This window comes from Vreelandella sp. DA03-1M (assembly GCF_055725665.1).
The window spans coordinates 3,934,524-3,959,140 of the sequence record NZ_CM146798.1 but is presented as its reverse complement, the minus strand read 5'-3'; the positions used below and the strand labels follow the sequence as shown (position 1 = coordinate 3,959,140).

Annotated in this window: 24 protein-coding genes; 11 read left to right on the top strand and 13 right to left on the bottom strand. The window is 56.6% G+C overall.

Going from position 1 to position 24,617, the window contains the following annotated elements:
* Positions 1–134: 134 nt before the first annotated feature.
* The 11 genes from ACXUPB_RS18495 (at position 135) to ACXUPB_RS18445 (ending at position 10,862) form a co-directional block, all read left to right on the top strand.
* Positions 135–572 carry a DUF3305 domain-containing protein gene (locus ACXUPB_RS18495; RefSeq protein ID WP_008959349.1) on the top strand — a complete coding sequence of 146 codons (438 nt, stop codon included), beginning with the start codon at positions 135–137 and terminating at the stop codon, positions 570–572.
* Entirely contained in the window at positions 572–1,198 is a 627-nt protein-coding gene (locus ACXUPB_RS18490; protein ID WP_472953884.1) for a DUF3306 domain-containing protein, read from the top strand. The genes ACXUPB_RS18495 and ACXUPB_RS18490 overlap by 1 nt, the downstream gene beginning before the upstream one ends.
* 199 nt (positions 1,199–1,397) lie before the next feature.
* Entirely contained in the window at positions 1,398–3,125 is a 1,728-nt protein-coding gene (locus tag ACXUPB_RS18485) for a 4Fe-4S dicluster domain-containing protein (RefSeq protein ID WP_472953882.1), read from the top strand.
* Between the two features lie 4 nt (positions 3,126–3,129).
* The gene (locus ACXUPB_RS18480; protein ID WP_035561143.1) at positions 3,130–3,744 is read left to right on the top strand and encodes a TorD/DmsD family molecular chaperone; all 615 of its coding nucleotides are present in this window, start codon (positions 3,130–3,132) and stop codon (positions 3,742–3,744) included.
* Between the two features lie 82 nt (positions 3,745–3,826).
* On the top strand, positions 3,827–4,027 hold the full coding sequence (locus tag ACXUPB_RS18475) for a twin-arginine translocation signal domain-containing protein (RefSeq protein WP_052703719.1): 201 nt from the start codon (positions 3,827–3,829) through the stop codon (positions 4,025–4,027).
* Positions 4,028–4,051: 24 nt separating this feature from the next.
* Complete coding sequence (locus ACXUPB_RS18470) at positions 4,052–6,904, top strand: molybdopterin-dependent oxidoreductase (protein WP_472953879.1); 2,853 nt, start codon at positions 4,052–4,054, stop codon at positions 6,902–6,904.
* A gap of 77 nt (positions 6,905–6,981) precedes the next feature.
* Positions 6,982–7,596, top strand: coding sequence for a formate dehydrogenase FDH3 subunit beta (gene fdh3B / locus ACXUPB_RS18465; RefSeq protein WP_022521832.1), 615 nt, complete (start codon positions 6,982–6,984; stop codon positions 7,594–7,596).
* Between the two features lie 11 nt (positions 7,597–7,607).
* On the top strand, positions 7,608–8,708 hold the full coding sequence (locus tag ACXUPB_RS18460; protein ID WP_472953875.1) for a formate dehydrogenase subunit gamma: 1,101 nt from the start codon (positions 7,608–7,610) through the stop codon (positions 8,706–8,708).
* 106 nt (positions 8,709–8,814) lie between these two features.
* Positions 8,815–9,141 (top strand): DUF1244 domain-containing protein, encoded by a 327-nt coding sequence (locus ACXUPB_RS18455; protein ID WP_472953874.1) that lies wholly within the window; start codon positions 8,815–8,817, stop codon positions 9,139–9,141.
* 4 nt (positions 9,142–9,145) lie between these two features.
* A complete protein-coding gene (moaB, locus tag ACXUPB_RS18450) occupies positions 9,146–9,664 on the top strand; it encodes a molybdenum cofactor biosynthesis protein B (RefSeq protein WP_008959358.1) in 519 nt (172 codons plus the stop codon).
* A complete protein-coding gene (locus ACXUPB_RS18445; protein WP_472953873.1) occupies positions 9,657–10,862 on the top strand; it encodes a molybdopterin molybdotransferase MoeA in 1,206 nt (401 codons plus the stop codon). The genes moaB and ACXUPB_RS18445 overlap by 8 nt, the downstream gene beginning before the upstream one ends.
* On the opposite strand, the gene ACXUPB_RS18440 is transcribed toward ACXUPB_RS18445, so the two are convergent.
* The 13 genes from ACXUPB_RS18440 to ACXUPB_RS18380 all read right to left on the bottom strand — a co-directional run bounded on the left by ACXUPB_RS18440 (position 10,837) and on the right by ACXUPB_RS18380 (position 24,607).
* Positions 10,837–11,286: a hypothetical protein gene (locus tag ACXUPB_RS18440; RefSeq protein ID WP_335596685.1), complete on the bottom strand. Its 450-nt coding sequence runs from the start codon at positions 11,284–11,286 to the stop codon at positions 10,837–10,839. The genes ACXUPB_RS18445 and ACXUPB_RS18440 overlap by 26 nt on opposite strands.
* A gap of 1 nt (position 11,287) precedes the next feature.
* Complete coding sequence (locus tag ACXUPB_RS18435) at positions 11,288–11,848, bottom strand: chemotaxis protein CheW (protein WP_472953872.1); 561 nt, start codon at positions 11,846–11,848, stop codon at positions 11,288–11,290.
* Positions 11,838–13,517: a diguanylate cyclase gene (locus ACXUPB_RS18430; RefSeq protein ID WP_472953870.1), complete on the bottom strand. Its 1,680-nt coding sequence runs from the start codon at positions 13,515–13,517 to the stop codon at positions 11,838–11,840. The genes ACXUPB_RS18435 and ACXUPB_RS18430 overlap by 11 nt, the downstream gene beginning before the upstream one ends.
* A gap of 74 nt (positions 13,518–13,591) precedes the next feature.
* Positions 13,592–13,948 (bottom strand): response regulator, encoded by a 357-nt coding sequence (locus tag ACXUPB_RS18425; protein ID WP_472953869.1) that lies wholly within the window; start codon positions 13,946–13,948, stop codon positions 13,592–13,594.
* 54 nt (positions 13,949–14,002) lie between these two features.
* On the bottom strand, positions 14,003–16,123 hold the full coding sequence (locus tag ACXUPB_RS18420; protein ID WP_472953868.1) for a hybrid sensor histidine kinase/response regulator: 2,121 nt from the start codon (positions 16,121–16,123) through the stop codon (positions 14,003–14,005).
* 1 nt (position 16,124) lies between these two features.
* Entirely contained in the window at positions 16,125–17,552 is a 1,428-nt protein-coding gene (locus ACXUPB_RS18415) for a CheR family methyltransferase (RefSeq protein ID WP_472953866.1), read from the bottom strand.
* Entirely contained in the window at positions 17,549–18,616 is a 1,068-nt protein-coding gene (gene cheB, locus ACXUPB_RS18410) for a chemotaxis-specific protein-glutamate methyltransferase CheB (protein ID WP_472953863.1), read from the bottom strand. Before cheB ends, ACXUPB_RS18415 begins: the two co-directional genes overlap by 4 nt.
* 12 nt (positions 18,617–18,628) lie before the next feature.
* Positions 18,629–20,662 (bottom strand): methyl-accepting chemotaxis protein, encoded by a 2,034-nt coding sequence (locus tag ACXUPB_RS18405; protein ID WP_472953861.1) that lies wholly within the window; start codon positions 20,660–20,662, stop codon positions 18,629–18,631.
* A 217-nt stretch (positions 20,663–20,879) separates the two neighbouring features.
* Positions 20,880–22,046, bottom strand: coding sequence for a glutathionylspermidine synthase family protein (locus ACXUPB_RS18400; protein ID WP_472953860.1), 1,167 nt, complete (start codon positions 22,044–22,046; stop codon positions 20,880–20,882).
* A 19-nt stretch (positions 22,047–22,065) separates the two neighbouring features.
* Entirely contained in the window at positions 22,066–22,674 is a 609-nt protein-coding gene (locus ACXUPB_RS18395) for a DUF1190 domain-containing protein (RefSeq protein ID WP_035561183.1), read from the bottom strand.
* A 12-nt stretch (positions 22,675–22,686) separates the two neighbouring features.
* Positions 22,687–23,100 carry a DUF350 domain-containing protein gene (locus tag ACXUPB_RS18390; protein WP_071694368.1) on the bottom strand — a complete coding sequence of 138 codons (414 nt, stop codon included), beginning with the start codon at positions 23,098–23,100 and terminating at the stop codon, positions 22,687–22,689.
* A gap of 55 nt (positions 23,101–23,155) precedes the next feature.
* Positions 23,156–23,878: a DUF2491 family protein gene (locus tag ACXUPB_RS18385; RefSeq protein WP_472953859.1), complete on the bottom strand. Its 723-nt coding sequence runs from the start codon at positions 23,876–23,878 to the stop codon at positions 23,156–23,158.
* A gap of 33 nt (positions 23,879–23,911) precedes the next feature.
* Entirely contained in the window at positions 23,912–24,607 is a 696-nt protein-coding gene (locus ACXUPB_RS18380; RefSeq protein WP_472953858.1) for a PspA/IM30 family protein, read from the bottom strand.
* Between the last annotated feature and the right edge of the window lie 10 nt (positions 24,608–24,617).

The following is a 24,617-nucleotide window of genomic DNA, read 5'->3' as shown; positions in this document are numbered from 1 at the left end:
CGATGATGGCGCTGGGGATGCTTACTTGTCTACCCATTCAAGCGCTATCCTTATAAGTGCGATTTTTCTAAGTACTATTTTCTAAGTGCTATTTTTCCACATGTCATCCATGCAAGGTGCAGGGTTTTTAAAATATGAGCGATAACCTACGCCCTATCAGTATTACCTTGGTAGCTGAGCCCAAGCAGGTGAAGCGTTTTACACTGACACAGTGGCGCATTGCTGAGCTAACGCTGGGCGATCAGGGTGATAATGTCCTTAACCTGCAGCTGTCGATGACCGAGCGTGCTGCCTATCGTTTCAATCTAACGTCGACTACTCCGCGACTGTTTGTGCGAGCAGGCTTTACCGGACAAACACCCCAGCCGGATGCGATTACCGCTAGCCAGGACGTTGCGGCTGGTTGGATGGATGGCGAGCAACAGGTGCTCGAAGCACCGATGCCAATGGCCATTCAGGTCTGGCTCGAGAGTTATCTGGCACGCCATGGGGAAGCGCCAATGGAAATGCGCAAGAAAAAACGCAAAGGGGCTGGGCGCGCCAAAGACACGCCCTCCAAGGAGCAGCCGTAATGAGTCGCCTGGAACGCTGGTCGCGACTAAAGCGCCATGTGCAAAAAGAAGAGGACGCCGATGCGTCCTCTTCACCAGATACTAAGCCCTTAGATGAGGCATCTGCTGACCAGGAGGCAGTGCTTCATAATGAGGCCGAGCAACCTAATGCTAAGAATGACCAACCCCTGGCAACGTCAGCCGAGGAGCCAGAACCCGGCAGCCTCGACCATACCTTGCCAGACCCTGACACGCTGGAAGCAGGCAGCGATTTCAGTGCGTATATGGCGCCGGGCGTTAGCGGCCCTTTACGCCGACAAGCATTAAAACGCCTATGGGCCACCGGTAACTACAACGTGCGCGATGGCTTGGATGACTACGACGCCGACTACAATAAGCTGTTGAAACCGATGGCGGCAGATCTCGCCGGTAAACTGCGCCGCTGGACGCATAAAGTGGAAGAGGCGCTTGATAAGCCAGTAGACGAGGGCAGTACCGAGTCTCCGGCTGAAGTGGCCGCCAGTGAGCCATCGACAGCTGCAGACGAAGAGCACACCGCACCCTGCACGGCCAGTAACAACGTTGTAAAAGAGCCTTCACTAGACGACCAGTCTGATTATTTATCTGACACTCATACCAAATTATGACATTATTACTTAGTATATAGAAATCAATGGGTTGAGCATTTATTTAGTTGCTAGCGTTGGCAGCGTTGACGGTAATTAGGTTGGCAAATATCGAATTTCGCCATACGCTGAACTTAGCTTCAACGCATTGTTATGCCACAATAGTTAAATAATATAACTCAAAATTATAATAAGAATGATTCCCTGACCGTGAGAGCGCATGAACCAACGAATCCAACTGGCGTCGATAGACGACCAGCGTAATGCCGAGGCTCGGGAAACGGTACGCCGACGTGTCTCGTGGCCAGCTAACCTAACGCCTGCCAATGTGACCTATCACAGCCGTGGTCATGCGCTGTTAATAGGTACTGAAGCCGACGTTCAGCCTGCCGCTCGCGCTCTACAGGGGCGCGGCTTGGCATCGCTGACGCTACTTGTCACTGAGTCTGACGCGAATAGCCCAGGAAACGACACTGTCGATCCTCTCAGGTCTAGCGAACCGCTGGTCACCCAGACGCTGACCCAGAGGCAACTCAGCCAACTGCGTATCAATGGCTATCTGGGCGCCTTTAGCGCTCAGCTTGACGATGAAGATGCGCCGCTGGATATTGCTCGCGCACTGATTGAGCGCGACGGCTTTGACTTAATCCTTGACCTTGCTCCAACTTCTCATACCCAGCGCTGGGAGCTGCCGCCTCCAGGCTATGTAGTACTGCAGTGGCAGGACGTTGAGCAGCGCAGCGATATCCTCGACGATTTTGTGGGGCTAGTGGGCGAATTCGATAAGCCGCGCTATTTTCAAGTCAACAGTGATCTGTGTGCCCACTCCACCAGCGGTAATATTGGTTGTACCCGCTGTTTGGATGTTTGCCCGGCGGATGCCATCTCCAGCATTCAGGGGCGGATTGAGTCCCATATCGAGATTGATCCCTTCCTCTGCCAAGGCGTAGGCAGTTGCACCAGCGCTTGCCCTACGGGCGCTATTGAATTTCGTCTACCGGAAACGCGCCGCCAGCAAGACACCCTATCCGCTTGGCTGGCAGCCTATCGTGAAGCCGGTGGTCAGGTGCCGGTGCTGCGTTTTATTACCCATGACTCACAAGATGCCGAGCGCGCTGCGGGTGTAGTGCCCGCAGGCCATATCATCGACGCACCGTTAGAAGAGCTGGGAGCCGCAGGTCACGACCAGTGGCTAACCGCCTTGGCTGCCGGTGCCGCTGAAGTGCGTATCCAGCTGCACCCTGATATGCCTGCCCGCTTGAGCACCTTTTTGACTGATCAAGTCGTCCAGGCACATGCCTTGCTGGAAGCGCTGGGTCATGATTGCGCTCGTGTAACATTGATTGAGGTAGCCGACCACGCCGCTCGCGACGCGCTTCCGGCGCTTACTCCACTGACTGAGGCGCCACTTAGTCTACCTGAGCCCGAAAAACGGGCACGCTTGAACCGCGTGCTGGCGCGGTTGGCAGAGTTGGGTAACCCCAGCGACGAGCGGGTTGCTATGCCGGTGGGCGCTGCCTACGGCGTCATTCAGGTGGATCGCGATGCCTGCACGCTGTGTCACGCTTGCGTCAGCAACTGCCCAACCCCCGCGCTCAAGTCAGGTGGTAAAACCCCCGCGCTGAGTTTCCTTGAGGCGGATTGTGTGCAGTGCGGCTTGTGTGAACAAGCCTGCCCCGAAGATGCGATTACCCTGATGCCCGGCTTCTTGGCCTCGGAGGCTCGCGAAACGCGCCATATTTGTCACGAAGAAGCAGCCTTTGAATGCATCAACTGCGGCAAGCCGTTTGCTACTGTCAGCACGGTAGCTACTATTAAAGAGAAGCTGGCCAACCACCCCTACTTTGCTGGCGAAGCGATGATTCGTCTGGAAATGTGTGAAGACTGCCGCGTTAAGGATGTCTGGAAAACCATGATTCGCGATCCCGACGCGCAACTGAAGGTATAAGCCGATGACGGATGCACTGCCCACGCTTAAAGAAGCGGATGCGCTACGCGCCGATATTTACCGGCTATTGGCCACATTATTACGCCAGACTCCAGATGCCGAGTTGCTAGATTGGTTGGCTGAACTGGACATCGAACAAGACGGCAGCCGTTTGGCCGAGTGTTGGCATGCGCTGGCAGCCACCGCCAAGAAGACCGACATCGAGGGACTGCAGCGTGCTCACTTCCGCCTCCTGGTCGGTGTGATTCAGGGTGAGGTGGTGCCGTATGCTTCTTGGTACCGCAATGGCGAATTAATGGAAGCGGCGCTGGTGGCGCTGCGTCAAGATTTGAAGGTGCTCGGCTTTGTGCGTAGTGAACATACCCGTGACCCAGAAGATCACTTGGCGGCACTATGCGAAGTGATGGCAATGCTGATTGACTCAGCTAGTCACGAGCAGGCCTATTTCTTTAGCCAACATTTAGCCCCTTGGGCGGCCAGCTGTTTTGCCGACCTGGGGCAGGTAGACACCGCTTTCTATGCAGCGCTGGGGCAGTTGGGTGGCGCTTTTATGGAGAGTGAGGAGGCTCGCTTGAGTGTTGATGCGGGTCATACGCTGGTGCGTATTGTTGAGCCTTAACGAAGGCTCCATAAAAAAATCAGTAAAATCAAAAAAACAGCATAAAAAGACCCGCTATAAAGGCATGCAAGAGGAGAAACCCATGCACCCGTCACACAATCCTGAGCGCCGCCGTTTTATGAAGACCGTTGGGTTGGGAACCGCCGCTGCTGGCGCCGCAGCGGCAGTCGGTCATGTCACTCTGGCACAGGCTGACACTGCCCCGGTGAAAAACGAAAAACCAACGGTTAACTACCGTGAGACTGATCACGTCCGTGCTTATTACGCCTCGCTGCGTGACTGACGGCGGAATGCCAGGAGATTTGCCATGCGCTTAACTCGCAAAACAGACACCCCCAAGGCCTCCGGGCTGGGTATTTCCCGTCGCCAGTTCCTCAAACGCAGCGGTGCTGCCACCGGCGGTGTGGCCGCCGTTGGCTTTATGGGTGCGCCCATGATGCAGCGCTCAGAAGCAGCCGACAAAACACCCGTGCTGGACTCGCCGGTGGAGACCAAACGCACCATCTGCTCCCACTGTTCAGTGGGTTGTGGCGTTTACGCCGAAGTTCAAGAGGGCATTTGGACGAAGCAAGAACCCGCTTTTGATCACCCCATCAACCGTGGTGCGCACTGCGCGAAAGGCGCCTCGTTGCGCCAGCACGGTCACTCCACGCGGCGCCTCAAGTACCCGATGAAGCTGGTGGCCGGTGAGTGGGAGCGTATGAGTTGGGATGACGCCATTAACGAGATCGGTGACAAACTGCTTGAGCTGCGCGAAGAGCACGGCCCAGACAGCGTTTACTGGTTGGGCTCTGCGAAGTTTAGTAACGAGCAGGCGTACTTGATGCGCAAGCTTGCTTCGCTGTGGGGCACCAATAATACCGACCACCAGGCGCGTATTTGTCACTCCACCACCGTGGCAGGCGTGGCGAATACTTGGGGTTACGGGGCGATGACCAACTCGCTCAATGACATGCATAACAGTAAGTCGATGCTGTTTATCGGTTCTAATCCTAGTGAAGCCCACCCGGTGGCGATGCAGCATTTCTTGATCGCCAAAGAGCGCAATAATTGCGACATCATCGTGGTCGACCCGCGCTTTACCCGTACTGCCGCCAAAGCCAATAAATACGTGCGTCTGCGTCCTGGCTCTGATGTGGCGTATATCTGGGGCCTGCTATGGCACATTTTTGAGAACGGTTGGGAAGATAACGAGTACATCAACCAGCGCGTTTACGGAATGGATGAAGTGCGCGCCGAAGTCGCCAACTTTCCGCCCAGCGTCGTCGAAGAAGTCACCGGCGTTCCCGAAGCCGAAATGTACGATGTCGCCAAACGCCTCTCCGACAACCGGCCGGGCTGTGTGGTCTGGTGTATGGGCGGCACCCAGCACACTACCGGCAACAACAATACCCGCGCTTACTGCATTCTTGAGCTGGCGCTGGGGAATATCGGCGTGGCGGGCGGCGGCGCTAACATCCTGCGCGGCCACGATAACGTACAGGGCGCGACCGACCTTGGCCTTGGCTGTGATTCCTTGCCGGGCTACTACGGTTTGGCGGAAGGTGCCTGGCAGCACTGGGCGCAGGTGTGGGATCTCGACTATGAGTGGCTTAAAGGCCGCTATGACGATACCGAATACGCCGATGGTAAGCCCATGTACAGCCCCGGGATTACCGTGTCGCGTTGGGTCGATGGCGTACTTGAGGATGATGAAAACATCTCCCAGCGTACCGCGCTGAAAGCGATGTTCTACTGGGGCCACGCGGTTAACTCCCAGACCCGCGGCGTCGAGATGCAGAAAGCGATGCAGAAGCTTGAGATGATGGTCATCGTTGATCCTTATCCCACCGTTGCCGCTGTAATGCACGACCGCAGCGACGGCGTGTATCTGCTGCCAGCGGCCACCCAGTTTGAAACTACCGGCAGTGTCACCGCCACTAACCGCTCGATTCAGTGGCGTGACCGCGTGATTGAGCCGCTATTTGAGTCCAAGCCCGACCACGAAATCATGTACCTGTTTGCTCGTAAGCTGGGCATTGGTAATGAGCTGGTGAAAAACTACCAGATGAACGGCGACGAGCCGTTAATCGACGATATTCTGCGTGAAATCAACCGCGGTATGTGGACGGTAGGCTATACCGGGCAAAGCCCCGAACGCCTTAAAGAGCACCAGAAAAACTGGCACACGTTCAGTTTCGAGAACTTGCGTGCAGAGGGTGGCCCGGCGGATGGGGATTACTACGGCTTGCCGTGGCCCTGCTGGGGCACGCCTGAGTTCGGCCACCCGGGCTCGCCCAACCTTTACGACACCAGCGTACCGGTGATGGAAGGAGGCATGGGCTTCCGTGCCCGCTTTGGTATTGAGCGTGATGGCATCAACCTTCTAGCGGAAGGTTCCGCGCCGGTGGGTGGTGATATCGACGACGGCTATCCGGAGTTCAACGACCAGCTGCTCAAAGATCTAGGCTGGTGGGACGACCTGACTGCCGAAGAGAAGCAGGCGGCGGAAGGCAAAAACTGGAAAACCGACCTCTCTGGCGGTATCCAGCGTGTCACCATTGAGCATGGCTGTGCGCCCTACGGCAACGCTAAGGCACGCGCTGTGGTCTGGACTTTCCCCGACCAAGTGCCGAAGCACCGTGAGCCGCTCTACACCACGCGTCGCGATTTGGTTGAACGCTTCCCTACTTGGGACGACTTTGACTCCATCATGCGCCTGCCGACCATGTACAAAACCATTCAGGATCGCGACAACACCGGCGAGTATCCAATGATTCTCACCTCTGGGCGACTGGTTGAGTATGAAGGCGGTGGTGAAGAGACGCGCTCCATGTCGTGGCTTGCCGAGCTGCAGCAGGAGATGTTTGTCGAAATTAACCCGGCGGACGCCAACGACCTCAGCATCAAAGATGGTGACGATGTTTGGGTAGAAGGGGCAGAAGGGGGCCGTGTGAAGGTCAAAGCCCTGGTCACTCCTCGCGTCGATCGTAACGTAGCGTTTATGCCGTTCCACTTTGGCGGCATGTTCCAGGGCGAGAGCCTGCGTGACCGTTACCCGGATGGGTCGGACCCGTACATCATTGGTGAAGCGGCCAATACCGCCACCACGTATGGCTACGACCCGGTGACACTGATGCAAGAGACCAAGTGCACCATTTGCCGCATTGAGCGCGCCTGAATCTAGAAAAAAAGACGCGACCGACCTGACAGCACGACGGTGCGGGAGTCATCCCGCATCGGCATGAGGAGAACACCATGGCTCAAATGAAATTTATGTGTGACGCCGAACGCTGCATTGAGTGCAACGGCTGCGTCACCGCGTGTAAAAATGCCAACGATGTCGAGTGGGGCATTCAGCGCCGTCGCGTGGTCACGCTTAACGACGGTGAAGCGGATGAAATGTCCATCTCCGTTGCTTGCATGCACTGTGACGACGCCCCCTGCATGGCGGTGTGCCCCACCGACTGCTTCTATAAAACCGATGACGGCATCGTCCTGCACGACAAAGACCTCTGCATCGGCTGTGGCTACTGCCTTTACGCCTGCCCGTTTGGCGCTCCGCAGTTTCCCCAGCAGGATGCCTTTGGCGAGCGCGGCAAGATGGACAAATGCACCTTCTGCGCGGGCGGCCCGGCCGAAAGTAAAGAAGAGGAGTACGAGAAATACGGTTCCAACCGTATTGCCGAAGGCAAGCTGCCGCTATGTGCCGAGATGTGCTCCACCAAAGCGCTGCTGGCCGGTGATGCTCAAGACGTGGCTGATATCTTCCGCCAGCGCGTTGTCCATCGCGGCCACAAAGATGGCGCCTGGTCCAATAACCCTCAGGCCAGTGCCGACAACCTAGCCTATGATGCTGCCCATAAAGGGTAAGGAGGCGTGTCATGAACCTGCTGACTGTACAGGCACCCGGTGGGGTGCCGCATTCAGGTAAAGGGCTCGCCCAGAGCATTTGGCGCTTTATGTTGGTGGCGCTTGCTCTGGTGTTAAGTCTCGGCTTCACGCAACTGGCCGTTGCTCAAGCGGATCCTGACCGCGAGATGACCACCGCTGCTCCTGGTATTACTGCCGATCAGTGGCGCCAGGTACGTAGTGGCGAAACCGGGCCCAACTACCGTGATTCACGCGCTGACAGTAACTACAGTCTGATCAATTCAAGCGGTGAAACCTGGCGGCAGATTCGTAACCGCTGGGTGTCGCCGTTTGGTTTGATTGCGGTATTTGGCATGGCGTCGCTGATTGCGCTGTTCTACTTCATTGTCGGGCGTAAGGAACTTGAGGCGCCGCGCACGGGGCGTCTGCTATTGCGCTGGACGTTAATGAAACGCGCACTGCACTGGACGGTAGCGACGCTGTTTATCATTCTGGCGCTGACGGGCATGACGCTGCTGTTTGGCAAGTTTGTGTTCCGCCCGTTGTTTGGTGATGGAATTTGGGCCTGGATGATTGCGGCGACAAAAGTGCTGCATAACTACTTGGGGCCGATCTTTGGCATTCTGCTGGTGATCCTGCTGGTCAGCTTGATCAAAGACAACATCCCCAAAAAGCACGACTGGGTATGGTTTAAGAAAGGCGGCGGCATGATTGGCAAAAAGCATGTGGATGCAGGCTTTGCCAACGGTGGGGAGAAGGCGTGGTACTGGATATTGGCGACGGTCGGTATTCTCGTGATCGCCAGTGGCTTTGTGCTCGACTTCCCCAACTTCAATCAGGGGCGCGACACCATGCAGTGGGCTAACATTATCCACGCAGTCGGTGCGCTAGGACTCACCGCCATCTCCTTAGGCCATATCTATATCGGCACGCTGGGTACCGAAGGCGCGCTAGAGGGTATGACCACGGGCTATGTAGATGAAACCTGGGCTAAAGAGCATCACAACCTGTGGTACGAAGAGGTCAAGGATCAAACGCTATCGGAAGAAGAGGTGGCGGCTCGAAAGTCATCTGGCGGTAGTAGTGAACCGTCGGCGCCTCGAACCAGCTGATAAACGTTTATTGAGACTTTCGACACCGCCTTCCGGCGGTGTCTTTTGTTATGCTGCGCTTTAAGTTATTTAGTAATCCGCAGCCACTTTATTGAGAGGAACGGTTATGTCAGCGATGAATGAGTTGGATCAATCCACACGCACGGAAATCGAAGCCGCCGCGTTTCGACGCTTGCTTGAGCACCTTGACGATAATAAAGATGTCCAGAATATCGACCTGATGATCCTGGCCGACTTTTGCCGCAATTGTTTATCTAAATGGTTGGTCAGCGCGGCTGAAGCGCGTGATGAAACCCTCAGCTATGAAGAGGCCCGTGAGTATGTTTACGGTATGCCTTACAGCGAGTGGAAAGAGCACTACCAAGGAAAAGCGACGCCAGAGCAACTGGCGGCGTTAGAGGCTCGCCACGCACAAAAAAAAGCGAAAGGGTAACGACATGGAACCGATGGTGCCCCTCTCTATTGCCGTACTCACGGTTTCTGATACCCGTACCGAAGAAACCGATCGCAGTGGTCAAGCGCTCGTGGAACGCCTCACCAGCGCGGGTCATACGCTCGCTGAAAAACGTATCGTGCCTGACGACGTTTACCGCATTCGTGCGGTAGTAGCGAACTGGATAGCTGACTCAAACGTGCAGGTGGTGATCACCACAGGCGGCACCGGCTTTACCGGCCGCGACTCTACGCCTGAAGCCATCTCTGTGCTTCTGGATAAGCGTATCGAAGGCTTTGGTGAGCGCTTTCGCCAGCTAAGCGGTGATGAGATCGGCAGCTCCACTATTCAAAGCCGCTGCCTCGGTGGCCTAGCCAACGCCACGGTCGTGTTCTGCCTGCCGGGCTCAACGGGCGCTTGCCGCACGGGCTGGGACGGCATTCTGGCCGAGCAGTTGGATAGCCGCCACAAGCCCTGCAACTTCGCCAACCTGGTCATCCCAGGCCGAGGTCAGCATGGCTGATTTGCAGCCGATATCAGCCGCGCTTGAGGCGCTACTGGCAGACGTCAGCGCACTAGATGCAGAGAGCATCCCGCTGGAAGCCGCCGCTGGGCGTGTGCTGGCCGAGACAGTGACAGCGCAGCTGGATGTGCCGCCATTTGATAACAGCGCGATGGACGGCTACGCCTTGTGCGCTGCCGATGCCGGGCAGTGGCTGCCGATCAGTCAACGCATTGCCGCTGGCACGCAGGCGAAAGCGCTTGCGCCTGGAAGCTGCGCGCGTATTTTTACCGGCGGTGAGATCCCTCCTGGGGCTGACTGCGTGGTGATGCAGGAGCGGGTCGAGGTCGACGGTGAATGTGCGCTGATGCCTGAGGACATACCAGCTGGCGATAACGTTCGCCGTAAAGGACGCGACGTGAAGAGCGGTTCCGTGCTGCTCAACGCCGGTGAACGGCTCGAAGCAGCGGCCCTTGGCCACTTGGCAGGTCAGGGGATTACCCAGGTCAGCGTGCGCCGACGCCCCCGTGTGGCGCTGCTTTCGACGGGCGATGAGATTATTGATCCGGGCACGCCGCTCAAGCCGGGTCAACTCTACAACTCAAACCGGCCGATGCTTAGGCGCCTGTTAGAGAACTTTGGCGCCGAGGTGCTGAGTACCGTTAGCGTGCCGGATGACTACGCCCGCACCGTAGCACTGTTAACGGCCGCCGCTGCTGAAGCAGACCTGGTGGTCACCACCGGGGGCGTGAGCGTCGGTGAGGAAGATCACGTCAAAGCCGCGTTGGAAGCGATTGGCCAGCTCGATATGTGGAAGCTGGCGATCCGCCCCGGTAAGCCGTTAGCGCTCGGCCGCTTACCCCGCGATGACGGCAGCCAGGCGCGATTTGTTGGCCTGCCGGGCAATCCAGTATCGGGGTTTGTCGGCGCCTGGCTGTTTTTACGCCCCTTGCTGGGCGCAATGCTGGGCTGTCCGGCGCTAACATCACTGCCAGCGGTGACCGCGAAAGCTGGGTTTGCTACCTCCACCGGCCCACGTGAGCACTATATGCGCGTAACGCTTGAGTTCTCGCCCAGCGGTGTAACGGCGACGGCCTTTGATGATCAGAACTCTGGCGTGCTTTCGTCGTGTATCAATGCCGACGCCTTTGCGGTGATTCCGGCCAATAGCGACATAGCCGAGGGCGATTCCATTAGCTGTTTGTGGTTGGCTGGCTAAGAGCAGGGGCCTGAGAAAGCGAAGGATTAAGCTTGCGGGCATCGAGTAGCAGTACTAGCTGCTGCTGGTCGAAGGTTAAGCCGCATAGCGCCGTTGAAAATCGGCGGGAAAGCAGCAGTTTAGGCAGCGGGTAGAGCGTGTTGGCAGGGAGTTGCTGCAGCGTAATGTCACCGCTGACGCCCAGTTGCCAAGTGTTTTGGTTGTCACTGGCTGTTTGAGCGTCACGCAGGGTGAGCCAACGGGTAGGCGGGGCATGGTCGTCATCTTCGTCGAGCAGCGATTGAGCATTGGCTGTGTGCGATGCCGTAGGGTGATTCGTCATGGCGAGCACATGGCGTGCATCCAGGGCAGCACGGTAAGGCCCTACGCGAAACACCACCAGCGCAACCTGGGCCTGCGCATGCTGGTCTAGTTGCTGGGGCACCTTAACCCAACCCCTGCTGGTAGGCGTCGAACAGCGTCTCAGGGTCAAGCAGGGCAAGCGCTTGGCGCTCATCTACCTGCCACAGTGCGCTGACATACGGGCGCAACTTGCCGGGAAGCGTTTCTGGCGGAGCTTGCAGCATGCTCTGGGTGACCTCGCAGACATCGTCAAGCTGCTCAATACGCACGCCACTCGTCACCCCCGCTGCGCGGACTAGCAAAATCATACCCTTAGAGGTGGCTTCCGGCGTAGGTAAACCGAGTAGCTGATGCAGGCTAATAACGGACTCAATCTTGCCGCGTAGGTGCAGTACGCCTTCGGTAGAGGCGGGCAGCCCTGGTACATAATAGACGGGCTGGTCGCTGGGTAAAATTTCGCTCACCGCGCTACCGGGCAGCGCAAACCGCTGGTCATCGAGACGAAAGAGCACTAGCTGCTGGGTGGGCTCATCAACATCCACCACCGTTTCACTATCGCTTTGCGCCGCTAACGCATCGTTCAAGCTTAGAGTGGCCAACGGCCGGTCATTCGCCTCGCCGTCGCGGGGATCTTCAGCGGTCATCGGTTAGCTCCGTTGCTAGCACTACTTGGTTGCGGCCCTGGTGCTTGGCACGGTAGAGCGCTTGGTCGGCGCTTAAGCGCATGGATTCGGTAGAGGGTTGCGCGGGGAAACTACCTATCCCCACGCTGAAGGTGCAGCGAAAGCGAACGTCACCGGCATGAAAATCGACCAGTGCAAAATCCTCGCGCAGGCTGTCGATTAATGTAGCCGCTTTTTCTGCAGAGATGTCTTTCAGCAGCACGACAAACTCTTCACCGCCGTAGCGGCCGATAATGTCGGATAGCCGCAGGCGGGTTTTCAATAGCCTCGCCAAGGTGATAATCACCTGGTCGCCCGCCAAGTGGCCATGAGTATCGTTAACCTGTTTAAAGTGATCGATATCGATCATTGCCATGGCGTGCTGGCTATCTTCGCGGTGGGCTTGGGCAAGGGTTTTATTGATCAGCTCTGTGGTAGTGCTGTGGTTATATAGCCCGGTCATGCTGTCGCGAGTCATTAATGAACGCAGCAAGCGTAGGCGTTCGGCGCGTAGCCGCACAGCAGAGACTAGCTCTTCGGGCTGTACGGGTTTGGTAAGAAAGGCTTCAACCCCTGCGGACATGGCGGAAATCTGCTTTTGGCTATCGGTTTCGCTGGAGAGATAGATAATCGGTAGCCCCAGGTATTCCGGCTGCTGACGAATAATCGTCGCCAGTTCTTCACCCGAACACACTGGCATATACACATCGACCAGCAGTAAATCAGGGCTAAAGCGCTCCATGGCATTGAGCGCATCGGCGGGATGGTGCACCTGATGAGTACTCATCCCGCCCTCTTCAAGCAGCAAGGCGTGGTAGGCAGCTGCTTCAGGCTCATCATCCACCACTAGCACCTTCAACGGCTCTTCCGTCGCCGGCGCGGTGAGCTCATCCACTGCCAACATAAGATCTAGTGGCTTTACCGGCTTGGTAAAGTAGCCGCCGCAGCCTGCACGAACGGCACTCAGGCGCGAGTGAAAGTCACTGTGGGCCGACAAAACGATGGCGGGGAGTGGTTGGCCGGTCAGTTTATTCAAGCTGGTCAGGGTTTCAGTGCCTGCCGTCTGGCCCTGGGGGAACTGCACATCCATGATCACCGCGTCAGGGCGACGCGTGAGCACGGCGTTAAAGAATGTCTCCGTGTCGATAAAATGCTCGACTTCATGACCGAAGCAGCGCAAGTGATGGATTAATTGATCGACCTGCTCTGGCTCATCGTCGCACAGGTAGATTAACCGCTGGCGCTTATTGCTAAGCGGTTCAACCGGGCTGGTAAGCTCGAAGCTGTGTATGGCCGCCAGTGCCTGCTGTTGACCGTGGCGGGAACGCAGGTGCTGCTGTTCGTGACCCAGCTGGAGAAGCAATTGACTGATAAACGTATCGATATCGGCGCGGGTGGGGGAGGTAGTGAGCGCCTCCTGCGCCTGATCTGCCAGTAGGGCAAGCCGCTCAAATCCCAGCGACCTCCCGGTTCCTTTCAAACTATGAAAGAAGCGGTGCAGCTCTGGCGCGAGCCGCGCCTGTTCTTCGCTCGTCGTGCGACTCTGCTGCCACAGCTCGGCGGTTTGCGCTAAGCGGGACGGAAGCTGCTCAATAAAACGCTCACGCAGCTGGTTCAGCTTATCGTGCAGCGAAGGGGCGGGCTTAGACATCAAACTACCTACGTGAGTGATCGAAAGCGGCGGTCCATTCCATCAATTGTCCATTCCATCGCATTCAGCGTTGCTTAGCTGTCGAGAGCCTGTTTCACGGCAGCTTCCAGGTTGCAGGCCAGCTCGGCATCTTTACACAAACAGGCGTCAAGGCCCGGAGTCTGCCGTAGGGCTGCATCCGGGGTGTCCCCGGTGAGTAAAATAAACGGCAGGTGATTATCTTGCTCGCGCAGCATCGCCAACAACGCTAATCCACTGACAAGGGGCATGTGCATATCGCTGATGATCAGTTTGATATCACTGTGCGCGTCTAAATGCTCCACGGCTTCCATCGCGTCATTGGCCAGCAGAGGCTCATGACCCTGAGACTCGAGCAGTGCCGCCGTCATTTCCCCGGCAAGCGGATCGTCGTCTACGACCAGGATATGCATTCCTTGACCTCATGATGGTTGTGTCATTAACGGTTGTGTTCATAACGCTTCTCGTTAGCCCAATAGGGCCTGGAGCGTCTCTACCAAATTGTTTTGATCAAAACTGCCCTTGACGATATAGGCGTCGGCACCGACCTCGATGCCGCGTCGGCGATCGGCCTCTTTTTCTCGCGAGGTGATGATAATAATCGGTCGATAACGATAAACCTCATTTTCGCGCAGTCGGGCAGTCAGCGCAAAACCATCCATTACCGGCATTTCAACGTCGGTCAGTACCGCATCAAACGGTTCTGCTAGCGCTTTGGCTAAGCCGTCACGTCCATTTTCGGCCAGCGTGACGTGATAACCCCACGCTTCGAGCACGTCTTTTTCTATTTCACGGGTATTCAGTGAGTCGTCGACCACCAGAATGCGTTTCGCGAGAGCGGAGGTTGCGCGTTCTTCGTTTGGACGTTGGGCTCCATGCCGGGAGGCTTCCAGCAACGCAGGTACATGCAGCAGACTGACCAGCGCATTGCGGCCCATGGAAACCATGCCCGAGACCAAGGGTAAATAACGCAGATGCGCGGGTAGTGGCTTGATCACCATATCGCGTTCATCAATCAGTGAATCGATAATCAGGGCGAGTTTCTGGTGACGCTGATGGACGACCAGCAGTAGGGTGTTATCAGTAGTGGCAGTTTTCGTGGGAAGCTCAAGCAGTTGGGCAAGTGATACCACCGGCACGAATTCGTTGCGTAAAATCAGCGTGCGCTGACCCGCGGCATCAATGAATGATTGTGATGAGCACTCTACCAATTCTGATACGTAAGGCGCTGTGACCCCTAGGTTGACACCGCCGACGCTGACCAGCAGTACCCGCATCATCGCCAGCGAGAGCGGCAGGCGCAGGGTAAAACGCGTGCCGCTGCCGCGTTCGCTGGCAAGCTGCAAGTCGCCGTTGAGCTCGTCCACCACGGTGCGTTTGACCACATCCATGCCCACGCCGCGCCCCGAAAAGTCGGTGATCATGCTTTTGGTAGAGAAGCCTGGCAGAAAAATAAGCTCCAACGTCTCCTGCTCGCTTAGTGCATTCAACTGCTCTTCGTTGATCAGCTGTTTGGCGAGCGCTTTCTGACGCACCGCGTCCAGTGCGATCCCCGCGCCATCGTCACGCATCTCAACCACTACCCAATCAGCGTCTTGCCAGGCTTCGATAATCAGCTGCCCGCGGGAAGGTTTGCCCGCTGCTTGGCGTTCGGCAGGAAGCTCTAAGCCGTGATCCAAGGCGTTACGCAGCAGGTGAATAAGCGGGTCTGAAAGGCGATCAATCATCTGGCGATCAAGTTCGATTTCGCTACCCCGCACGCGGCAGTCGACCTGTTTGCCAAGTGACTGGGCCAGCTCTCTGGACATATGCGCGAGAGGGTCAAACACCACGCTTAGCGGCAGCATGCGCATTTGCAGTGCCCGGTCGTGTAGGTCGCTCATCAACGACTCGTGGCTTAACACGCTATCTTTCAACTCACGGTGAAAGGCGTGAAAGGGCGCCTGCTGCTCGGTAGGGAGCGTGGTGCTTAGCTCACGGGCTTGGTCAACTAACCCATGTAAATGATGGTGGCCGGAAAGCACTTCACCCATCAAACGAATAACATCATCTAGCCGATCCAAGCGAACCCGCACGGTGTCACTAAGACGTAGTTCGTTCTCGGTCACCAGCGTAGCGGAGGATGTTGATGAGGACGAAGATGTCGTGGGCGTGGAAGTGGGCGTATCGGGGTTGCTGGGCTGGGTTGGGGTTTGACCGTGAGCAGCATTTTCAAGGGCGCTACACAGCGCCTCATCGGCTGCGGGTAAGTCGTCGCCTGTCGCCCCGTCGGCTAGCCGACTGACCAAGTCAGAAAGCCCGTCAACCGCCTGGCTGAGCAGACTGGTAACCGCTGGTGTTGCGGTAAGAGTGCCCTCGCGCAGCGCGCTAAGCAGCTCTTCAGTGCTATGGGCTAGCGCCGTAATCGGCACCAGTTTAAGCATTCGCGAAGAGCCTTTCAGCGTATGCGCTGCGCGGAAAAGCTCGTTGATCTGTTCGCGATCAGCGCGGCCTTGCTCCAATGCGCTGATCCCTTCGCGCAGGCGGGGCAGGTGGTCGGCGGCCTCTTCCACAAAGCGCTGTATAAAGCGGCGAATATCCAGCGCCATATTAACCCACTCCCTGTGTGGTACTGGTCGATGCCAGTGTGGTGTTGGCCGCTTTTAGATAACGTTCGGCTAGAAAGCGCGCATCGCCTGGCGGTAACGGCGGGGCGATCGTGTCTAGCCCACCATTCGAGGTGGGCGTGGTGGTCAGCAAACGCACCACCGCAGCATAGCGCTGTTTGCGCTGTAATGGCTCGTCGGTCAGTTCACCCTGGCGATAAAGTTCAGCTAAATAGAAGTGCGCGGGCCAACACTCCGGCGCAACGTAAATGGCCCGCTTGAAATAGTCATAGGCCTGATTGGGCTGCTGCTGCCAGCGGGCGACCAGCCCGGCCAGTACCAGCGCATCGATCAACCACGGCTGCTGCTTAAGCAGCGCCTCTAGCAGTGCAGCGGCGTCGTTAAAGGCGTTTTGATCGAGCAACTGATGGGCGGTGTGCAGTTGCTGGGTAATGCTGTCCGGTCGTTCATTTTCCGCTGCGGGCTCAAATTGTGCTTCAGGCGCTAAATCAGCGCTGCTGGCTAGCGCTAGCTGTTTATGTGCGCTCTCACCGACGTGAATACTCTCAACAGCTTTGTTGCCCATCGAGGGCAAGGGAGGCTGAAGGGGAGGCGCTTGCACTGCCTCGGGTTGCTCTGCATTGCGAAAGTAAAATACGCCCTGGGCTTCGACCAGTTCGAACACACCAAGATCGTTACCCAATGTTTCGGTGACGCCGCAGAGTAAAATGCCGTTCGGGGCCAGCAACTGGCCAAGCTGCTGATGAATAAGGCGCCGCGTCTGTTGGTCAAAGTAGATCGACACATTGCGAAACAGAATTACATCAAAGGGGCCGCCTGCACTGTTCTCATCGGCGTTTAATAGATTAAATGGGCAAAAGGTTACCCACTGACGCAGAGATTCGTGGAGCTTGTAGCGGCCCTGGTAAGGGCTAAAGTAACGGGCTTTAAAGTCGGGGGAGAGCGCGCGAAACGCCATGCCCCCATAAACCGCTTGGCGCGCCTTGGTAAGGACTTGGTGATCCAGGTCGCCGCCGGTGAGGGTGAACAACGCTTTGGCCCGCTCGCCAAAGCGCTCGAACAGCATCATTGCCACGCTATAGGGCTCTTCGCCGGATGAGCAGCCTGCGCTGAAGATAGAGAGCGGCGGTTGCTCTGCAGCTAAACGCTCGGGCAAGTAGGTGCTGACCAACCAGTTCAGCGCGTCCGGCTCGCGACAAAAATAGGTTTCATTGACCGTTAGCTGGCTGACAAATTGATCGAATAGCGCCGGGTCGCGGCGTAATTGCCCCAGGAGCTGGGTGGTATCGGTTAGACCCGTGGAGGCTTGTAAGCTGGCCACCGCCCGGAATAGCCGGGCTTCGGCTAAGCCCTCTAGGTGTAAACCACAGCGCTGATGCACCAGGGCTTTAAAGGGAGCAAATGCGCTCATGCCAGAGGCTCCGGCCGACTATAAGAGTAGCCACGCACATCGCGCAGCAGTCGATCCGGAAGGCTATCAAGCGGTAATACATACTGTATGACGCCCGCTTTAACGGCTTCCTGATTCATGCCGTAAATTACCGAGCTGGCTTCATCTTGCGCGAAAGTAATGCCGCCTGCCTGATAAATAGCCCGCATGCCATTCACGCCATCGCGGCCCATACCGGTCAAAATAATACCAATCGCATCACTGCCATAGACCTTCGCGACACTCTGCAGTAGTACATCGCAACTGGGGTGGTAGACAAATGTCTCGGGGCTGGATTGCAGCTGAAAGCGGTGGCGCGGGGTCACACATAAATTACGCTCGGAAGGTGACAAATAGATATGTCCAGGGCGTAGCTGTTCACCCTCTTGGCCAACACTCACCGGCATGGCACATAGCGACGCCAGCCATTGCGCCATGCCATCGATAAACCCATGGCTGATGTGCTGGGCGATCACAATAGGCGCTGGAAACTCGGCGGGTAGCGTTCGCAACAGGCGTACTAAGGCTTGCGGCCCACCGGTTGAGCATGCGATCGCGACCACGTGTTGGAAATCCCGCGGTACCCCGCCTGGGTTAGCTTTCAGGGTGGGCATGGCGAGTAGGGGCATCGGTGTTGCAACGCGCCGCCGCAGGCGAGTGATCACCGCAACACCGGCGAGCAGGCGCACACGCTCCAAAAGGCGATCCGCGTCGGCCCCTTCCAATGCGGGTTTAGGCATCACTTCCAGCGCGCCCACCTCAAGGGCTTGGTAGGCCGTTTGCGCATCGGAGCGGTCGCTAATCACCAGGATGGGCACGCCTTTGCTGTACATGATCTCTTCGATAGCGCTTAGGCCGTCCATCACCGGCATGTTGAGATCCATGGTGATCAGCTGTGGCGAAAGGCGTTTGGCCAGTTCCACCGCTTCGCGGCCGTTAGTGGCTTCACCCACGATCTCAATATCATCGTCCCGGCTGAGGATATCGCGTAGCACGTCGCGGGCTACTTGGCTGTCGTCGGCAATGACTACCCGAATTACACTCATCCGGTATCCTTATCAGCGGTCTTTATTTGTTAGGGTGAACTCCTGCACCAGCGCGTTTAGCTCAGCCGACATATGGATCATGTCCTGGCTGATGTCGGTAATGCTGCGCACCGAGTGTGCGTTACGTGAACTGGCCGTATCGATATCGCGCAGCGCCATCACCACCTGGCTACTGGCGGTTTTTTGCTGCTGAGTAGACAGCGATATCTGTTGGGCCGCGCTGCTGGTTTGGCTCGCCGCCTTAAGCAGCGCCTCGAGATCCTGGGCGGTGCTCATGCTTGCTTCAACGCCCTGCTCGATTGAGGTGGCGCCTTTTTCAGAGGCCACTACCAAGCGATTAATCGCCGTCTGAATATCATCGGTATGCGCTTCGATCTCTTGGGTAGAGTCGGTCACGCTGTCTGCCAGGCGGCGTATTTCGCTGGCAACGACGGAAAAGCGACGCCCTGACTCCCCGGCACTCGAGGCTTCCAAGGCAGCATTAAAGGCGATCAGCTTGGTCTGGGCGGCCAGGGTGTTGATCAACTCCATGACCTTGTTGATCTGTTTGGATTTCGCCCCCAGCGTCATGATCTCGCTCAGGCTCTGCTCGCTGTCGCTGCGAATATCCTGCATTTTTGACTGTAGCAGCTGCATGGCCGAACTGCCTTTACGGCTGCGTTCCAGGGTCTGGTTGGCAACGTCGACCACCGATTGGGAGTGGTCGGCAATTTGGGTTGATGAGGTAGAGAGTTCTTCCATGGTAGAGGTGATTTCAGCCACCGAAGAGGCCATCTCCTCCACGGCTGCGGCCATGGTTTGGCTCGCCTCATGGTCAATATCACTGCCGTGCACACCGGAAAGCCCGGCCGTTTTCGCGAGCCGGTCAGCAACTTGCGTTAGTGCTTGAGCGTTCTTGGCCACTGCCGCAATCGCGCGGGAGAGTCGTTCCAGGAGCTCGTTGGTTTGATCGGCTAAATCGCCAAGTTCCGCTTTGTCGTCGGTGCTGACCCGCCGCGAAAGATCCAGGCTGTGGGTGATGTCTTTCAGCTGGCGCTGGAAATCAATCAGCGGGCGTATGAGGCTGCCGGTCAGCGGGTAGAGCACCAGTAACCCGGCGAGTAAAATGAGCAGGCCTATGCCGCTGGACTCCAGAAAGCGCTCACGGGTGGACGCCAGATAGGCCTCTTTATCGACTTCCACCATCAGGTAGCGCTGCAGTTCGGGTAGCCAGCGCGTGTTAATCAGGAAAGTTTGCCCATCGCGCTCAATCTCTTGTACCTGGAGCCGTTCATCAGGCAGCAGACGCTGGGACGTTTCCTCTGCTAAGGACTCCACTGCTGTCTCGCTAATAGGCGCTGTTTCAATATTTTCACCACTGCGAACGAGCAGCTCGCCTTCAGCGCTGAGCAGCGAAGCGTGGCCGGTGTCACCTAAGCGAAAGTCATCAATCAAGCTGGCCATTTGGGATAGATCAAGCCCCGCGCCAGCCACCACCAGCGGTCGACCGTTGGTGGCATTTACCGCGCTGCGATAATTGACGTACACAAAGGCATCATCGGGTGAAAAGGTGTCGCTATCTAAATTCAGCTCGTATGTGTTATCGCTTTCAGTAAAACGGTAGTACCAGTCGTCTTCGCTACCGGGCGGCTGGATAGCACGCTGCAGAAATTCGCCATCGCGCAGTTGGAAATAGTAGCCACGCCCCCGGTATTGAGCGGCGATAAACAGCAGTTCGGTGTCTAACTGCTGCATAAGGCGCTCAAGGTAGCGGGTAATGTCGTTTTGTCGCTCTTCAGGCAGACCGTCGCGCACCCACTGCTCAATAAAGTAGCTATTGGCCAGGCTTTCGGAAATGGCTAGATCCTGGCTAAGGTTAAGGTTTACATGCGCTGCTAGCCCTTCAACCTGTGCCGGTAGCTCTTGATTAAGCAGGTTGTTCAGCCGCGCTTGGCTGTGGGTACGCGCTTGAAGATAGAGCGCCAGGAGCATTGCGAGCGCTAAGACCGTCCCAAAGGAGAGGAATAGCCGAAGCCGTAAAGGTAGGGATTTCCAACGCGCCATCATGTTCGCCGTTGCTCCAAAGTAAACGGTGGCCCTGAAGACGCAACGACATCTAGGCTTTCAAGCCCTAGTGTTAATGCTGTTGGGTAATATTCAGGATAAAAAAGTGAAGGGGGGATGCCCCTCTGCTCACGAAAGCAATACGTAAGGTAGTACGAGTGATTTCAGCTTTTTTAGGGAGCAATGTCCAGCGCTAATAAGCGGAATTTGGTACGTCTGTTTAGACAATCGCGTGGGGCACAAAGCAGGAAGAGTCTTTGGTAATGCGGCCAACGTCTTCGCGAATGCCCATACCGCAAGCGCGGTCACCCACCACCCAACTGCCAATTAACGCGTGATTGTTACCAAAGCGCGGCATGGGGTGGTACGCCTGGCGGATCCATGGGCTGTCGGTATAGGGGCCATCAACGGCTTCTCTTTGCCCGGCGGGGGTGATCAGTTCTACGTTACTGCCTTCCCGGGAAAAAAACGGTTTGCGCACCCAGCCTGCTGGCAGCGGCGGGCTATTGGCATTCTCGAAAAACGCCGGTAGTAGATTGGGGTGGCCCTCAAAATGCTCCCATAGCAGCGGCAGAATTCCCTTATTGGAAAGAATCGCTTTCCAGGGTGGCTCAAACCAGTGGGTGTTTAACTGCGGGATATACTCGCCAAATGCATCGTCGGCCATCTCTTCCCAGGGGTAGAGTTTGAACAGCGCGTGGATGGGCTGGTTATCCAAGTCTACAAAGTGCTCAGCTCCAGGGCGCAGGCCAATATCTTCAGTGTAGATAAACGGCGCGTTAAGACCGGCCTGTACCGCGACATCCTGCAAGTAGTGCACGGTGGCACGCTCTTCGGGGTTATCTTTGATGCAGGAGAAGTAAAGTGTGCGCGCTTCTATGCGGTCGCCAAGGTGCGCCATGGCATTGAGCAGGCGCTCTTGAATCGAGTTGTACTGATCAGCATGGCGGGGCAGGATGCCTTGCTGGATAGCTTGCTCAAGCCACACCCACTGAAAAAAGCCCGCTTCGTAGAGCGAGGTAGGGGTGTCGTAGTTGAGCTCCAGCAGTTTCGCCGGTCCATCGCCTGAATAGGCAAAATCCATACGCCCGTAGAGGTGCGGCTGACCTGACTTCCACGAGTTGTGGATGCTGTCCCACATATGTTCGGGCAGCGCCAAACGCTGCATAAGCGCATTGGAATGGCAGACCTTGTCCACCAGCTCCATGCACATCTCATGCACTGCTTCGGTAGGCTCTTCGATATCTCGCTCTACCTGCTCTAGGGTGAACTGGTAGTAGGCGTCCTCTTTCCAGTAAGGCTCCCCGTCAATGGTATGAAAATGAAAGCCCAGCTCGTGGGCAAGGGCTTTCCAGTTGCTTCGTTCAGGGATATCGATTCGCAGCATAGTAATGTTTGCCTAGGGGTTAGGAGCCCCAACCGCCACGGGCAGACGAGCGTGAGCCAAAGCCGCGGCGCTGAGAGGTTGCCACTGAGCTGCGCATTGCATCATTACGCTGGGTAACACGCTGGGTCGCCTGATTGGTAGCGGTGTTCCAGTTGCCCTGGTTTTGACGATTGCGGTACACCGGCTCTTGGTAAACCCGCTCGAAGGAGCGTCCACGGTTGGTGTTGGACATCATGCTGCCGACCATATAACCCATCATGGCGGGCATAAACCAACTACCACCAGTGCTACCCGTCGCCGCTTGTGACTGCTCTTCGGTTGGCGCGGTGCAAGCGCCTTCACCATTCTCAGCTTCACACTCTTCCAGGGTGCTATAGCGCGGCACCGCTTCCAGGGACGCTTCGTAGGCATCTTCACAGGCGCTGCGGGTATAGACATTTTCAGCGACACAGGCTTCAACGCTTTCAAAGCTGCGCGGCTCGTCAAATTCTATCTCGGTGATTTGTTCTTCCTGGGGCGGTTGGCCACAGGCGGTAAGACCAAAGGCGCTAGCGCCCATCATTGCTAATGACAAGCGTCCGCTGCGCTTGCGGCGTGGCAAATGAGGGGTGTGATCGTGTTTAGACATGCAGGCTCTCCTTTACCACGTCATCGAAGCGGCGTTGAGTAAGCCGACTGCCACGGCCACGCTGGCCATCAAAATGCCGTAGGCCTGGTGGCCTTCGGTGATGTGCTGCGACAGGCTTTCACCCTGTTTACGTAGAAACAGCTTAACCGCGAAGAAGGTAGCCAACTGAACGATAAAGGCGACGACGCCCCAGAGCACAAAATCGATAAAGCTGATCGAGTGTGCCATCGCGCTATATAGCGGAATGGTAAAGCCTAAAATGGAGCCGCCGTAGGCAGAAGCGGCGGCTGCGTTACCTTCGCGAATCAACGTCCATTCGTGGTGCGGGGTAATCCGGCTGTAGCAGTACATAAAGGCGGCGAGCAGTAAAATCGCCGTGACTAGATAGGCGATAAATGATGGCAAGCCGTAGAGGTAGTTCACCATGGTGGCAGTTTCCTTTTGTAGTAGGTAAAACGTATTTAAAAAACGGCGGTAATGATTACATAGCGTCGATATCGACGGAGGCCACATCTACCCCCACGTTGTGCACCACCATAAAGCTGCCTTCGCCATCGCTTTCTGCGCTCAGCAGTAAGTACTCCATACGCTCAGCGCCTTCGATGGTACGCTCATAGAGCATTGCATGGTGGGTCACATGGCGGGCCGACACGCTCTCGGTGGTCATTACCTGCTCTTCGAAAACCACCGGCGGCGACCACAGGCTGTCGCCATTCCCCCACACTCGCTGATAGGTGCAAGTGCGCGCTTCCTCAGTGGTTGAGGTGAGCGCGATGGTTTGGGCGCCGATGCTGTCGGGCTGCTTATCTTCACCGTTGATCAAATTATCAAATTCGGCATCCGAGAGATGGGTAACACGGTAAAAGTCGAACAGCTTATATTCAAGCACCTGGCCGTTTTCAATGTTGGCCTGCAGCCAGGTGTCGTTATCCAGATAGAAGCGCACCAGGTGCGCTCCTTGACCAAGGTCGACGTGCCCCACGGCGGCAATATGATGGTAGTCATCGTCGTTCCAGCGAAACAGCGCATCGGGATGGGCACGCAGGCCGATCAGCTTGATATTGACGCGCCCATCCAGGCGCAGGCCCTCAAGGTCTTCCTGACTGACACCCATAGGCAGGCCCGCGGCCACCGGGCGGCCTGTATTCGGCTCGGGTGGCTTTTCCGTGGTCGCGCGAAAAAGTGCCTTGAGGGTGTTAAACATGGCCTGGCTCCCTAATAAATTTAAACGCTGAATTTACTCTTGTGCGGCATTTTTCTTCGCTTTCAGGCGTGCTAACACGTCGTCTGCCTTGCGCTCCTGACCGCCCACACCGGCTGCTTTGAGGCGGGCTTCCAGCGAACTACCGCTCTCTTCAGCGGCCATATCGTCAGCGGCCTGCATTTGCGCCGAATTAAGCTGCTGACGCTCTTTGATGCGATCGAGTGACTCCATGGCGCTGCTCATCGCACTGTTCTGGCCAGAGTGGCGAGACGCGACGGCAGATTGGGCTTTTTGTGCCGACTCGGTGGCTTTAACGACGCTCACCTGCTGCTTGAGCTGGCGAAGCTGGTTGTCGGTACCGCGAATGGCACCGCGCAGTTTTTCGATGCTGGCATCGTACTCGCTAACAATGGCGCGCTCCGCTTCTAGGTCATCCTGTAGCGCTACCATACGTTCTGCCACTTCAACGGCGAGCGCTTCTTCGCCTTTATCCAGCGCGGCTTCGGCACTTTTTTCCAGCTCGGCGATTTTGCTTTCCAGCGTGTCGGCTTTATTGCTGTTTAGTTGGCGCTGGCCCATCAAGCGGGTGAGCTCGGTTTTAGACTGGTTCAGGTGATTTTCCGAGTCGCGGATTTCCTGGTCTAAAATGCGCAGGGCCTGGGAATCTACCACTGTTTGACCGGTTTCAGTCGCTTTGCCACGCAGGGCGGTCATGATTTTGCTTAACATAAATAATCTC

Coding starts and splice junctions, on each gene's coding strand:
- ACXUPB_RS18470 (WP_472953879.1), top strand. CDS start 4,052: ATGCGCTTAACTCGCAAAACAGACACCCCCAAGGCCTCCGGGCTGGGT.
- ACXUPB_RS18485 (WP_472953882.1), top strand. CDS start 1,398: ATGAACCAACGAATCCAACTGGCGTCGATAGACGACCAGCGTAATGCC.
- cheB (WP_472953863.1), bottom strand. CDS start 18,616: ATGAGTGTAATTCGGGTAGTCATTGCCGACGACAGCCAAGTAGCCCGC.
- ACXUPB_RS18405 (WP_472953861.1), bottom strand. CDS start 20,662: ATGATGGCGCGTTGGAAATCCCTACCTTTACGGCTTCGGCTATTCCTC.
- ACXUPB_RS18415 (WP_472953866.1), bottom strand. CDS start 17,552: ATGAGCGCATTTGCTCCCTTTAAAGCCCTGGTGCATCAGCGCTGTGGT.
- ACXUPB_RS18395 (WP_035561183.1), bottom strand. CDS start 22,674: ATGTCTAAACACGATCACACCCCTCATTTGCCACGCCGCAAGCGCAGC.
- ACXUPB_RS18495 (WP_008959349.1), top strand. CDS start 135: ATGAGCGATAACCTACGCCCTATCAGTATTACCTTGGTAGCTGAGCCC.
- ACXUPB_RS18460 (WP_472953875.1), top strand. CDS start 7,608: ATGAACCTGCTGACTGTACAGGCACCCGGTGGGGTGCCGCATTCAGGT.
- ACXUPB_RS18425 (WP_472953869.1), bottom strand. CDS start 13,948: ATGCATATCCTGGTCGTAGACGACGATCCGCTTGCCGGGGAAATGACG.
- ACXUPB_RS18480 (WP_035561143.1), top strand. CDS start 3,130: ATGACGGATGCACTGCCCACGCTTAAAGAAGCGGATGCGCTACGCGCC.
- ACXUPB_RS18435 (WP_472953872.1), bottom strand. CDS start 11,848: ATGACCGCTGAAGATCCCCGCGACGGCGAGGCGAATGACCGGCCGTTG.
- ACXUPB_RS18445 (WP_472953873.1), top strand. CDS start 9,657: ATGGCTGATTTGCAGCCGATATCAGCCGCGCTTGAGGCGCTACTGGCA.
- ACXUPB_RS18490 (WP_472953884.1), top strand. CDS start 572: ATGAGTCGCCTGGAACGCTGGTCGCGACTAAAGCGCCATGTGCAAAAA.
- ACXUPB_RS18385 (WP_472953859.1), bottom strand. CDS start 23,878: ATGTTTAACACCCTCAAGGCACTTTTTCGCGCGACCACGGAAAAGCCA.
- ACXUPB_RS18380 (WP_472953858.1), bottom strand. CDS start 24,607: ATGTTAAGCAAAATCATGACCGCCCTGCGTGGCAAAGCGACTGAAACC.
- ACXUPB_RS18430 (WP_472953870.1), bottom strand. CDS start 13,517: ATGTCTAAGCCCGCCCCTTCGCTGCACGATAAGCTGAACCAGCTGCGT.
- ACXUPB_RS18455 (WP_472953874.1), top strand. CDS start 8,815: ATGTCAGCGATGAATGAGTTGGATCAATCCACACGCACGGAAATCGAA.
- ACXUPB_RS18420 (WP_472953868.1), bottom strand. CDS start 16,123: ATGGCGCTGGATATTCGCCGCTTTATACAGCGCTTTGTGGAAGAGGCC.
- ACXUPB_RS18475 (WP_052703719.1), top strand. CDS start 3,827: ATGCACCCGTCACACAATCCTGAGCGCCGCCGTTTTATGAAGACCGTT.
- ACXUPB_RS18400 (WP_472953860.1), bottom strand. CDS start 22,046: ATGCTGCGAATCGATATCCCTGAACGAAGCAACTGGAAAGCCCTTGCC.
- ACXUPB_RS18390 (WP_071694368.1), bottom strand. CDS start 23,100: ATGGTGAACTACCTCTACGGCTTGCCATCATTTATCGCCTATCTAGTC.
- fdh3B (WP_022521832.1), top strand. CDS start 6,982: ATGGCTCAAATGAAATTTATGTGTGACGCCGAACGCTGCATTGAGTGC.
- moaB (WP_008959358.1), top strand. CDS start 9,146: ATGGAACCGATGGTGCCCCTCTCTATTGCCGTACTCACGGTTTCTGAT.